The sequence below is a fragment of the Acinetobacter portensis genome (assembly GCF_010646905.1).
Taxonomy (GTDB): domain Bacteria; phylum Pseudomonadota; class Gammaproteobacteria; order Pseudomonadales; family Moraxellaceae; genus Acinetobacter; species Acinetobacter portensis.
Map to the genome: position 1 here is coordinate 1,269,551 of NZ_JAAARQ010000002.1, position 13,415 is coordinate 1,282,965.

Annotated in this window: 11 protein-coding genes; 6 read left to right on the forward strand and 5 right to left on the reverse strand. The window is 37.0% G+C overall.

Translation table 11 applies throughout. From position 1 onward, the window contains the following. Positions 1–94: 94 nt before the first annotated feature. From GTK57_RS06025 to ppc, 4 genes are all read right to left on the reverse strand, one after another. A complete protein-coding gene (locus GTK57_RS06025; protein WP_163121914.1) occupies positions 95–718 on the reverse strand; it encodes a hypothetical protein in 624 nt (207 codons plus the stop codon). A 100-nt stretch (positions 719–818) separates the two neighbouring features. After that, a complete protein-coding gene (locus GTK57_RS06030) occupies positions 819–1,724 on the reverse strand; it encodes a LysR family transcriptional regulator (protein ID WP_163121916.1) in 906 nt (301 codons plus the stop codon). Between the two features lie 94 nt (positions 1,725–1,818). Then, on the reverse strand, positions 1,819–3,120 hold the full coding sequence (locus tag GTK57_RS06035; protein WP_152873767.1) for a solute carrier family 23 protein: 1,302 nt from the start codon (positions 3,118–3,120) through the stop codon (positions 1,819–1,821). Positions 3,121–3,416: 296 nt separating this feature from the next. Beyond that, positions 3,417–6,101, reverse strand: coding sequence for a phosphoenolpyruvate carboxylase (gene ppc, locus GTK57_RS06040; RefSeq protein WP_163121918.1), 2,685 nt, complete (start codon positions 6,099–6,101; stop codon positions 3,417–3,419). A gap of 664 nt (positions 6,102–6,765) precedes the next feature. On the opposite strand from ppc, the gene GTK57_RS06045 reads away from it, so the two are divergent. Next, complete coding sequence (locus GTK57_RS06045) at positions 6,766–7,143, forward strand: hypothetical protein (protein ID WP_163121920.1); 378 nt, start codon at positions 6,766–6,768, stop codon at positions 7,141–7,143. 105 nt (positions 7,144–7,248) lie between these two features. Next, positions 7,249–8,361, forward strand: coding sequence for a molecular chaperone DnaJ (dnaJ, locus tag GTK57_RS06050; protein WP_163121922.1), 1,113 nt, complete (start codon positions 7,249–7,251; stop codon positions 8,359–8,361). A 132-nt stretch (positions 8,362–8,493) separates the two neighbouring features. Here the strand turns inward: dnaJ and GTK57_RS06055 are convergent, their stop codons facing one another. Further along, positions 8,494–9,819 carry an ISNCY family transposase gene (locus GTK57_RS06055; RefSeq protein WP_171522146.1) on the reverse strand — a complete coding sequence of 442 codons (1,326 nt, stop codon included), beginning with the start codon at positions 9,817–9,819 and terminating at the stop codon, positions 8,494–8,496. A 430-nt stretch (positions 9,820–10,249) separates the two neighbouring features. Between GTK57_RS06055 and GTK57_RS06060 the strand changes: the two genes are divergently transcribed. The 4 genes from GTK57_RS06060 (at position 10,250) to GTK57_RS06070 (ending at position 13,415) form a co-directional block, all read left to right on the forward strand. Further along, complete coding sequence (locus tag GTK57_RS06060; protein ID WP_163124621.1) at positions 10,250–10,579, forward strand: AAA family ATPase; 330 nt, start codon at positions 10,250–10,252, stop codon at positions 10,577–10,579. 14 nt (positions 10,580–10,593) lie between these two features. Next, entirely contained in the window at positions 10,594–11,250 is a 657-nt protein-coding gene (locus tag GTK57_RS06065) for a hypothetical protein (RefSeq protein ID WP_163121924.1), read from the forward strand. 159 nt (positions 11,251–11,409) lie between these two features. Further along, entirely contained in the window at positions 11,410–11,538 is a 129-nt protein-coding gene (locus GTK57_RS14790) for a hypothetical protein (protein WP_267313483.1), read from the forward strand. A gap of 5 nt (positions 11,539–11,543) precedes the next feature. Further along, complete coding sequence (locus tag GTK57_RS06070; RefSeq protein WP_267313484.1) at positions 11,544–13,415, forward strand: HsdM family class I SAM-dependent methyltransferase; 1,872 nt, start codon at positions 11,544–11,546, stop codon at positions 13,413–13,415.

Below are 13,415 nucleotides of genomic sequence, written 5' to 3' on the forward strand. Positions count from 1 at the left end.
GTCATGTATCACACAGTATGGTTAAATGAGGAATAAAAAGCCTAGGAGTCATCTCTAGGCTTAAAACGTAAAAATTAGAATTATAGTTAAAAATTTAGAGGTTAGAAATGTGGGAATAAAGGAGAGAACCCTCTTTCACTTTACTTAAAGTTTGAGCAAAAGGAATATCTTTACTTAATATATTTTTTATATCTCTAGCTGATAATGGTTTTTTCAGTAGGGTAAAATCAGAAAGTGTTTGATAACGCATAGATTTATGATTGATTTTTTCAGGATGTTGTTCATCAATATTCTGACCATTAGCAATACCATAAGCTACGATACCAGAGCCTGATTCATATAAAAAAACTACATCATCTTTCTTTATACGATTCATTTTATTAATGTAATCATCTTCAAATGTAGCAGCAATCCCTTTTTCTAATATTATATTATGGTCAATAATACTATTTGTTTTATTAGTATTTAGCAAAAAATAGGAAGTTCCTGAATAGTCTTCAGGGTCTATAGCATCTAGATCACTCTCTATTTTCATTTGTTGCCATGCAGGAATAGCATAGTCCTGAATCAATTGATAAATCACATCTTGGCGGTTGCAACCTACTACATCTGCAATTTCTTGAAGAACAGCATTTTCTTCATTAGTAACACGAACACTTAATGTGACTGTGTTTTTATCGACACTAAATTTTTTAGTTAAGTTATCAAGTAGGCTCATGAGTAAGGCTCTAAAAATTCAAGATAGAGCCATAATACCGTGATTCATTTTTTGATGGGAAACAATGACTGTTGAGTGAGATTTAGTGTTAAAAGTAGGTTCATCCTAACTTCAACTGACTATTCTGCGATATTAAAAACTGCGCAAAGTGCTGATAGGCTACAGGCAAATCATCAAAATTTTTCGCAGTTAGTAAAAGCTTTCGGTTTGCCCATTCACCTGTCAATTCCACTTGTTGAAAACTATAAAAATCCTTTAAACGCAAAGCAGCACGTTTCAGCATAATCGCAATACCCACACCATTGGCAATCACCTGTGCAATAGCTGCAAAATTCGGTAAACGTAAACGATATTGAATAGCACAACCCAATAATTTTGCCTGAGTTTCAATAGATTGTTGTAAGGAATGATGCTGCATTAAACCCACAAAAGCATGCGATAAAATGTCCGAAAGTTTTAAATTTTTCTGTGTCGCCAACTCATGATTTTGAGGGCAAATGAGCACCAAAGGATCATCTGAAAATTCTAAAGTTTGTAATTGATGTGACTTAAAAAAACTCGAAATTAACCCCAATTTGGCAGAACCATTTTCAATGGCATGAACAATATCATTCGATTCAGCTTCTTTTAAATCGATTTGCGTATTGGGATTTTCCACTAAATATTGCGGTAACAATAGGGGTAAATATTCACTTTGTGCAGATGAATTACACCATAAAGTAATACTTGAGCTTAATCCTTCAGAAAAGGGCGCCATTGCTTGTTGTAATTGTTTTGTTTGCTGCAAAATTTGTTGTGCATGTTCTACAAAAGTTTGTCCTGCAAGCGTAAGTTTTACCCCAGAAGAATAACGAGTAAATAAACTGACCGACAATAATTGTTCAAGCTTTTTAATACGTTCGCTACACGCTTGCAAAGAAATAGCAGAGCGTTCAGCACCTTTGGTGAGACTTCCTGTATCTACAATATGAAGGACAAGTTGCAGGTCGAACAAATCTAAGCGCATGGCGAATCATCATTTTATATGTAGCTTCATCTTATGAAAAAATGAGACATAAAAAAAGCAGTCCGAAGACTGCTATAAAATTTATATTTAATAATTAAGATTTATCGCCCAAACTGAAGAACCAGTTCAGAATAAGTGCTGCAAATGTAGCGGTACCAATACCACCTAAGTTAAAACTACCAAATTGAAGAGCAAAGTCACCTGTACCTAAAATAATAGTTACAGCAGCAACCATTAAGTTTTTGTTTTTCGAGAAATCGACTTTGTTTTCAATCCAGATTTTTGCACCTGCAATAGTAATTAAACCGAATACAACAATAGATGCACCCGTTAAAATTGCAGTTGGAATGGTATGAATAATGGCACCAAACTTAGGAGAAAAACCTAAGAAAATGGCAAAGATCCCTGCGAATACAAACACGATGGTTGAGTAAACGCGAGTCACCGCCATCACACCAATGTTTTCGCCATAAGTGGTCATACCTGGGCCACCAACACCACCAGATAAAGTGGTTGCAATACCATCTGCAACAAAGGCCTTACCAATATGTGGGTCAAGGTTTTCACCTGTCATTGCACCTACAGCTTTAATATGACCTAAGTTTTCAGCCACTAAAATAAGTGCGATTGGTGCGATGATTAGCATTGCATTTGCACTAAATTCTGGAGCATGGAAGCTTGGTAAACCAAACCAAGAAGCTTGTTGAATAGGTGCAAAGTTAATTGGCGTACCGTAACCCATAACATTAGAAATAATGTAATACGTTAAATAAGCGAGTAATAAACCCACCAGTAGTAATAAACGTTGTAACAAGCCTTTGGTAAATACGGCAATTGAACCCATGCAAAGCACAGTCACTAAAGCCATCCACATATTAAAGTTATTGCCTGCGACGCCTTTAATGGTCACTGGTGCTAAATTCAGACCAATAATCATTACGACAGCCCCTGTGACTACAGGTGGCATCAGTTTTTCGATCCAACGAGTTCCCGTTGCCATCACAATGAAACCGAAGATGGTATATAAAATACCACACGCAATAATTCCGCCTGCGGCTAGCGCAATATTGGTATTTGGAGCACCTGTACCCGAAGCAGCATAACCTGTTGCTGCAATCACAACCCCAATAAATGCAAAACTAGAACCTAAATAACTAGGAACGCGACCACCCGTGATAAAGAAGAACAAGATGGTACAAATACCTGACATTAAAATGGCAAGGTTAGCGTCGAAACCCATTAAGAATGGAGCTAAAACTGTCGCACCGAACATAGCGAAAGCATGTTGTATACCTAATACAACGCTTTGTACTGGAGGTAAATATTCATTTGTACCTACAGGGCGTGCATCAATACTGCCTTCATATGGACGCCATTTTGGAAACCAGTTGGACATAAAATGTGCACTCAAAAGATAAATTGAACACATCATACTCTTGTTGTAAAAAAGTTTTAATGTCTTTAACAAAAAAAAGATTCAAACTAATTACCTGACTTTACATGTGTTTTTACCGACTGATAAAAGTTTTTAAGTAGAAAAACAGCATTAAATCAGCACTTAATGAGTACAAGGAGAGTTTTGTTTCTGTCTGTAATCATTGTGATTTTACTGATATCACTAATAATTTTTTTTAATGAACGTTCATTAAAAAAGCACACGTTAAAGTGTGCTTTTTTATAGGTGATTATTAATTAACCTGTATTGCGTAATCCTGCTGCAATACCCGCAATGCTCACCATTAATGCATGATCTACAGGGGTAACTTCAGCTTGATTTTCCCCCATATATGCACGACGACGTTTCATCAATTCAGCTTGCAATAAATGTAGAGGGAGTAAGTAAGGCTTACGCACTTTCATCGACTGATCTAAAACATCATTGCTGCTTAAAAGTTTAGATTCACCTTTAAGTGCTAACAAAGTTTTTACTGCATCTTTTAGACGTTGGCGTAATTCCTCACCTAAAATTTTCAAATCTTCATCTTGTGTTAAATGCGCTTCGTAATATAAAGCCACGTGACTATCTGCTTTTGAAAGTACCATTTCCAACATATCAATGAGCGTTTGGAAGTAAGGCCATTCTTTTAGCATTTCATCTAAAAGATCTTTCTGATCATTGGCGATGACTTGATTAATTGCTGCGCCTGTTCCCAACCAAGCAGGTAGCATCAAGCGAATTTGTGTCCAAGCAAAAACCCAAGGAATTGCACGTAAAGATTCAATACCACCGCTAACTTTACGCTTTGCAGGACGTGAACCCAATGGCAGCATTTGCAATTCAAGTTCAGGCGTTACTGTGCGTAGATATTTTACGAAATGAGCATTATCGCGAACCGTTTTACGATATACCTGAACAGATAAATCGGTCATTTGATGCATTAACTCACGCCATTCATCTTTCGGAACAGGCGGTGGTAAAAGCGTTGCTTCCAAAGTTGCTGCGGTATAAATCTCTAAGTTCTGTAGTGCAATGCCTTCTAAACCAAACTTGAAGCGAATCATTTCACCTTGTTCAGTCACACGAATGGCACCTGAAATTGAACCAGGTGGTTGCGAGAACAAAGCTTGTTGTGTTGGCGCACCGCCACGACTAATTGAGCCACCACGACCATGGAAGAGGGTCAGTTGTACGCCATGCTTTTGCGCAACAGCAGTTAACTCTTCTTGGGCACGATATTGCGCCCAGTTTGCAGACATAAAGCCTGCATCTTTTGCAGAGTCTGAATAGCCAATCATCACTTCATGTTTGCCATGAATATGTTGTTTATACCAATGCATACCAAATAAGGTATTCATAGTTTCTGCTGCACCATCTAAATCTTTTAATGTTTCAAATAACGGCACAACACGTAAAGGGTGCTTAATATCGGCTTCTTTTTGCAGAAGAAGAACAGCCAAAACATCACTTGGATATTCCGCCATTGAAATAATATAAGCACCTAAACTCTCTTGCGGTTGTTCTGCCAAAGTACGCATAGTTGCAAATACTTCTTGAACATCGGGATGCTCAATTAGGCTTCCTGCAGGCTCATTTAAGTGTTTTGGTAAAAGAGGGCGTTTACTTTGCAATTCTTGTAGTAAGAAATTTTGACGCGCTTGTTCCGTCCACGTTTCAAAATTACCTAAGCCTAAATATTCCGTAATAGCTGAAATGGCTTGGCGATGACGACCAGATTCTTGGCGAATATCGAGTTTTAAAAGCTCAATACCAAAACAATTTACCCGGTGAATGTAATCGAGCAATTTACCATTGGCAATTGCAGGTAAATTCGACTCGAGTAATGATCGATAACAGAGAAGGAGGGGTTGTAGGAGTTCATCTTTACTTTTAATAACGAGGCTTTCATCTGCATCACGACCTGCAAGTTTTTCTGCTAACCAATAGCGTGTTGCTTTTAAGCGTTCACGTGTATCGCGTAAATATTCACGATACGGCTCTGCATGATCTTTGCCTAGAGCTTGTTTTAATTCATCTGAACATTGCTGAATTGAAAGTTCCCAACGTAAATCTTCAATATCACGTAAATATAAATCTGCGGCTTGCCAACGAGAAAGCCAAAGTACTTCTTGGGTGATGTTATGCGTCACATTTGGGTTCCCGTCTCGGTCACCGCCCATCCAAGACGCAAAACGAACAGGTGCAACAGTTAAAGGTAAGTCTTTACCGCATTGTTCTTGCACCATTCCATTGAGTTCACGAATAAACTTTGGAACAGCATTCCATAACGTTTGCTCAATGGTTGTGAAGCCCCATTTTGCTTCATCAATTGGAGTTGGCTTGTTTTGACGAATTTCATCGGTTTGCCAAGCGGAACAAATCAATTGTTTTAAATCTGCTAAAACAGTTTGGCGTTCACGTGGTGTTAATTTTTGTTGATCAAACTTATGTAGACAGTCATTAATACCATCATATTTTTGAATGAGTGTACGACGGCTAACTTCTGTTGGATGAGCTGTTAAAACCAATTCAATTTTTAAATCACAAATTTGTTGATAAAGCACATCTGATGAAATTTGGTTTTGTTTAAATTTTTCAAATAAATGATCGAGTGGATTTGGTGATGGTAGTGTTTCATCAAATTCACTTTGGCGACGGCTACGAACCACATGATATTGTTCGGCAATATTGGAAAAATTAAGAAAATGGGTAAATGCTCGAGTTAAAGGCAGAATTTCGGCATCGCCTAAGCTAGATAATAGTTTTTCGAGTTCTCTTTCGGCTTCAATTTGTCCATCTCGCGCACCTTTAGACAATGCACGAATTTGCTCGACTTGATTAAACAAATCTTGTCCTGCTTGCTCCTTGAGGGTTTCACCCAATAAATTCCCAAGTAAACGTACGTCTTCGCGTAATGGAGCAGCAATTTGTTGAATCATTTTAATCATTCCCCGCTTGTTCTTAATTTGAATATACCGTGAATACATGACATTTCTAGGTGTCTACAGACAAAAGTAGCACAAATACTGGCGATAAATTCTGCAATTGATGTGCCATTTCAGCTAAAAATAATGTTTTAAATAGCTGATTCATAAATAGCAGTTATAAAAAAATTATTGGACCGAAATGACTTTAAGTGGGCTGAAGCAAGAAAGCGTGACTTCACGTGGAACATATGTCTATTTTTTGCTTAGTAAGGCTAATTTTTAAATAAAGAAAGCAAAATTTTAAAGAATATCTTTTGTGATAATTCAATAAAAAATACTTGGATAATTGCGCAAGCTAAAGAATTAAAATTTCATGACTGAAGTTCTGATGAGATAAAAAACTATCTTTAAAGTCAATTTTATTTTGATTTTTTGATGAACGCATTTAGTACAAAAACCAAGTTACGTTATTTTTAGCGTAGTTTTCTTGTAATGAATGTACAAACAAATATTTAAAGTAAAAAAAACAACATTACTACATAATTTTCTGTCAATATAAGGTGATAAAAATTGTAAAATTAACTATAGTAGTGCCTTAATATTTTTAGGATATTTAATACATAATTTTGCTAAAAATTACAAAACAAAATATGTATAGAATGGGGTAATAACCAACATGGCAAAGGATAGCATAACGAAGAGTCGTCGATATATTACGATTTCATATGTGTTTATGTTTCTCACTTTATTTACAATTGTATTTGGTCTATTTGCCTATTTGTTTGCCCGTAAAGTGTCAGTTATCGCAGACCTAGAAGTTTGGTTGCAAACACATTCTTTTTGGGTAATGCGTAACATCGTTATTTATATATTCCTTTCTTTATTTGCCTCGGTTTGGTTTATTCCATTGTATTTCTATTATTGGGATACCTACATGTGGGTAACTGCTTGTACCGTCATTGGTGTGGTTTTTGCCATTGTTGCATTTCTATTTTTACTCAATGCATGGTTGAAAGGTCTTTCTAAGTTTTTCAAAAATAAAGCCGTTTTCTAAATTAGATGTAATTTTTTTCAAACTTCCTCTTGTAAAATTTGGTTTGACCCCCAATTCAGACCACAGTTAAGTATTAATAAAATTCCGTGAGGAGCATCGCCTGACATGGCTAAACGTGATTATTATGAGGTTTTAGGCGTATCTAAAACTGCTAGTGATGATGAAATTAAGAAAGCCTACCGTAAGTTGGCGATGAAATATCATCCAGATAGAAACCCAGATAACCCTGAAGCTGAAGACAAATTCAAAGAAGCTGCCGAAGCTTATGAAATTTTATCTGATGGCGAAAAACGTAGTATGTACGACCGTATGGGGCATCAAGCCTTTGAGGGTGGTATGGGCGGTGGCGGTGGTCACGGTGGTTTCAGTGCGGAAGATATTTTCAGTCAGTTTGGTGATATTTTCGGTGGAGCATTTGGCGGCGGTGGTCGTCAGCAACAACGTGCGCGCCGTGGTTCCGACTTACGTTATGTTATGGATCTTACGCTAGAAGAAGCAGTTAAAGGCGTTAAAAAGACCATTACATTTACTGCTCCTGCACCATGTGAATCATGTGACGGCAAGGGCGCTAAAGATCCGAAAGATGTTGAAACCTGTAAAACCTGTCATGGTGCTGGTCAAGTACGCATGCAACAAGGTTTCTTCTCTGTTCAGCAAACATGTAGTACATGTCGCGGTCAAGGTAAAACCATTAAGAACCCATGTAAGTCTTGTCATGGTTCTGGCGTAGCAGACCGTCAACAAACACTTGAAGTGACTATTCCTGCGGGTGTAGATAATGGTGATCGCGTTCGTTTATCTGGTAAAGGTGAAGCGATTCGTGATGGTCAATCGGGTGATTTGTACGTTGAAGTACAAGTACGCGAACATGCTATTTTCCAACGCGATGGTGCAGATCTTTATATGGATGTGCCTGTTTCAATTGCCGATGCCGCTTTGGGTAAAGAAATTGAAATTCCTACACTTGAGGGTCGTGTAAGTTTGAAAGTGCCTGAAGGTACGCAAACTGGTAAATTATTCCGTTTACGTGGTAAGGGTGTAAAACCTGTACGTACGAGTATGACGGGTGATTTACTTTGCCGTATTGTGGTTGAAACGCCTGTGAATTTAACTTCGCGTCAACGTGAATTATTGCAAGAGCTTCAAGCCTCTATGGATGGAGATGACAATAAATCTTCTCCTAAGAAAAAGTCTTTCTTTGACCGTATTTTTGACTAATTCGGTTTTGTAAAAAAGGACGCTGAGGCGTCCTTTTTTATGTTTGGAGGATGGTATAAATATAGAATTGGATGCTAAATTAGTGTTATTCCAAAGTAGAAATGTCCTACCTAATAACCAAATAGAAATGTCCTATAAGGACATTTCTAAGTCAAGCGCAGGATTTATATTTCGTTGTTGAATTACTGTTTTCTGTGCACGTCTGCTTGGCATTTTTTGAGAGCGATTACGTTTGTTTTGTTGTTCTAATTCCTCATGCTGTTGTTGAATATGCGCTAAGACAGACCCTAAACGCTTGTTCTCAACTACTTCTCGCTGATTCAGCTGACTTAATTTATCAAAGATGCTGTAATTGATCTTTCTTGCTTGATACTCAATGCCAACCGTACCATCTGGATATTCTAAGAACTCAATATATTTACCCATCAAAGTATGGTTTTGTTCAATATTTTCTAAAATATAAATGCACTTATCGTAGGTAATGGTGAGGCTTTTACTGACTTTACGTGGTTCCCGCCAAGTAAAAATACTATCTAATTCCTGAGGGGTTTCAGTGCTGCAGCGATGTAGGTCTTTGGGATTCGATGCCACTTTGGCAAACTTACGATTAAATTGCTCAATAAAGCAGGGCAACCAGGCGTTCGCCTCTGCAATGCTATTGATACCTTCTAGGCGCATCTCTTTAATCAGACGATCCTGAAGGGTTCTATTGGCGCGTTCTACACGACCCTTGGCCTGTGGGGAGTTGGCAAAGATAATATCAATATTCAATCTACTCAGCACACGTCCAAACTGCGTTATTTTAGTTTCTTGTTTACTGCTCTGATTCACTCTAAATACTGAATGTTTATCACTATAAAAAGCCAAAGGCTTGCCATGTTGTTCGATATAGCAGCGTGTCGAAAGCATATAATCAAAGGTTGATTCTGTTTCACAGAAACGTAAGTGCTGTAATTTACTGGTCGCATCATCAATATAAACCAGTAAACAGCATTTAGCGGCTCTTCCTTCAAACCAGTCATGATATGAGCCATCGATTTGAATGAGTTCACCCAAGCAATCACGGTTATAGCGGGGTTGATATGGGCGTTTCATGCGTTTGGAGCGTGGAATCCATAAGCCAGCTGCAATCATCCAGCAACGTAGCGTTTCCACTGAAATATCCAACCCATGTACAGTGCTAAGCTTTTCATGTGCTAGGGTCGGCCCGAAACCATAGAGTTGTTCTGCAATGATAGTCAGGCAGTGTAATCTTAGTTCTTCTGATCGCTTAGAATTACTCGATTGACCACGACCGGCATGAGCCAATGCTGCGGGACCGTGAGCTTTATAGGCTTGAATTAAGCGCCGGATCTGGCGTTCTGAGAGTTGTAAAAGCTCTGAAGCTTTAGATTGCGTTATGCGTCGATCACAGACTTCTTGTAAGACTGACAATCGTTTAAGTTCTTTATCCGACATAGACACCAACATATTAAATCGTCCGCTAAGAAAATCTCTAGTTGAGTATTCTAAAAGCGGACATTTCTACTTTGGAGAAACCGGACATTTCTATTTGGGACTTACAATTAGGTTTCGCATAAGAGATTTTATGTTAAATCATAAGAAGCTTAATGTGATAGAACCTGCTGGATACGATGTGTGAATCCGTAATCTCAGCCTGTTTAGGAAAGCACAATTACCTACTGTCGTGGATGACCGATGCGTGGCTCTATCAGCCCGACGGCTGTGGGGAATTTGAGAGAGTTGAGATCATTTTGCAGTCTGCTTTTAAATTAACTATAAGTGCTTATTTTTCATAAAAAAGTTAGAATTACAAAGAATTTTAAATGGTATTTATTATGATAAAAGAATTTTATATAAATGGTTTACATGGTGAAAGGATGTAAGTATATCTTTCAGTTCAGAATGTAAAATTATTGTTGCTGAAAATGGATATGGCAAAACATCAATTTTGAATGCTTTTTACGCATTAATGTTTTCTGATATAGATAAATTAAGAAAAATTTCTTTTAACTCATTGGGTGTTAAGTTTGCTAATGGAGAAGATTATTCATTTAATAAAAAAGATTTTAATTTAGATTTTAATGTTCTTTCAAAAAATACTATGGCATCTCACTTAGAAATGAGAATTGGTCGTAAATTATTAGAAGAATTAGTAAATACAGCTTCTATATTTCCTTTAGAAACAATTGAAAAAAAGAAGTTTTTCAGGATGTAAAAAGAAAATCAAGAATGCCTAGTAGCCTTTTGAAAGATTATATTTCAGATATTTATTCTTCAGAATTTATAAAATTAAATCAAAAGACAAGACAAAAATTACAGAATATTCGTAAAAATTTCCCTTACTTAGATTTGTACTTACCAACATATAGGCGTGTTGAGGAAGATATTAGAAGTTTTTATACAGGAGATAGTGAAGCTGTTTTAGGTAAATTCTCTATAAACTTTGGAATGACAGATGTTAAGAAAAGTATTGATAAAATAACTAATGAGATTTTGACTTCTTCATCAATTTGGTTTTCAAAAATTAATGGAGAAATGTTAGCTCAATTAGTTAATGGATTTGTTATTTCTGAAGAAATGAAGCAATCTATTTCTCAACCTAAAGCTGTTGAAATCGTTTTAGAACGGATAGGTAGTAATATTTCTCTTAAACATAAAGAGCAAATTTTAGAGCTGGTAAAGTCGGAAAATATTTTTGAAGGGCATGATCCATTATTGTACTTCGTGAGTAACCTTCTAAAAGTTTATGAGCAACAAAGAGAAAACGATAAAGCCATTCAGAATTTTACTAAGGTTAGTAACAAATATTTAAGAGATAAAGAAGTTATATATGATGAAAGTAATGTAACAATTAATGGCTATTTGCATTCTAAGGTGGGATTTTAATAAATCTCACCTTATTTTTTCACTCAACAAATTCTAATTTTTGCAATCTAAGGTTGAAACTCTTTAAGCCAATCAATTTTAAATTTTGCATTTCAAGGTTGAAAAATTTGCATTAATTGCATAATATTTAGCTATTGCAAAATAAGGTTGAAAAACAAAATGGCTTCTGCACCAAACAATACTGAATCTACACTGGCAAGTTTTATTTGGAGTAATGCCAATGACCTTCGTGGAGGTGGTTTTCAGCATATAGATTTCGCTAAGGTGATTTTCCTTTTACTATTTTAAGACGGTTGGAGTGTGTACTTGAGCCAACTAAAGAAGCTGTACTCAACACTTATGCGCAATTTAAAGATCAAGGTTTAGCCATTGATGACATTCTAACTAATGTTAGTGCGAATCCGTTCTATAACAAATCAACCTATAACCTTTCCAATTTAGGCGGTACAAAAACCAAAGCTAATCTTGAAGATTACATCGCCAATTTTTCTGAAAATGTACGTATCATCTTTGAACAGTTTGATTTCAATACCACAATTAATAAATTAGCCAAAGCCAATCTGTTACTGCGTATTTGCAATAATTTCACTGCCATCGACTTGCATCCAAGTGTTGTACCTGACCGTACTATGAGTAATGTATATGAGCATTTAATTGCGAAGTTCGGTGCAGAAGTCGGTACGGGGTCTGAGGACTTCATGACTCCGCGTGATATTGTGCATTTGGCTGCCACACTATTACTTGAAGCTGATAATGAATTGTTTGAGCAAAAGAATGGTTTAATCCGTACCATCTACGATCAAACCTGTGGTACTTCGGGTTTTTTAACCGATATGATGAACTATGTAGAAGGTTATAAAGACAGATATAGTGTCGCTCCCGTACTTGTGCCTTATGGTCAAGAACTGATAGAAGAAACACATGCTGTCGCATTGGGTTCAATGTTACTCAAAAAATTAGAATCTGACCCAAGTCGTGATCTTTCTAAAAATATTAAATTAGGCAGTACATTAAGCAAAGACCATTTCTTAAATCATCGTTTTCATTACCAATGTTCCAATCCGCCTTTTGGACTGTCTTGGGCAAACGATGCTCAAGCCGTACAGTTAGAACATAAAGAAAAGGGTTTAAGCGGACGTTTTGGTGCAGGCTTGCCTAAAGCCAGTGACGGTTCAATGTTATTTTTACAAAACCTGATTTCTAAGCTAGAACTTCCTGAAAATGGTGGTGGTCGTGGTGCGATTGTGCTATCGGGTTCGCCATTATTTAACGGTAGTGCAGGCTCAGGCGAATCGGAAATTAGACGCTTTATTTTAGAAAATGATTATCTTGAAGCGATTGTTGCCTTACCAACAGATATTTTCTTCCGTACGGGTATTGGTACATATATTTGGTTGATCTCGAACCGTAAACCTGATCAACGCAAAGGCAAAGTACAACTTATTGATGCGACTGGTATGGGTGCATCAATGCGTAAGAATGAAGGTAACAAGCGTAAATTTGTTGACCAAGATTCGATTAATGCGATTAGCCGCATCTATGCCGACTTTGAAGAAAGTTCGGTGAGCAAGATTTTTGACTATACCGATTTTGGTTATCGCAGAGTTAAAGTGTTACGCCCTCTACGCATTGATATTCAATTTGATGCGGAAAAACTGGAATCGTTTAAAGTATCGAAAGAATTTGGAAAGTTATCGGACACTGACCAAAATGCAGTATCGGTTTATATCGAACAGCAGTTTGGTGAAAGCAAAGACTATGCTTGGTTTGAGAGTACATTCCTAAAAAGCCTACCACTTAGCAAAATCAGTAAGGGTTTTAAAAATGCCTTAATCGCTGCGTTTGGTGTGCAAAATCCTGATGCTGAAACGGTCAGCATTAACGGTGAAGTACAAATAGACAGTGAGCTTACTGACTATGAAAACATCCCCCTAAATCAAGATATTACTGCGTATATGGCAAAAGAAGTGTTGCCTCATGCACCTGATGCTGTGATTGATACAAGTTATACTGATGCCAAAGATGGTCAAGTCGGTGTGGTGGGTTATGAAATTAACTTTAACCGTTATTTCTATGTGTTTGAACAGCCACGCCACCCAAATGAGATTATGGCTGAAATTAAAGAACTATCTACCGAAGTTGCGCAATTGCTTGGGGATATTTAA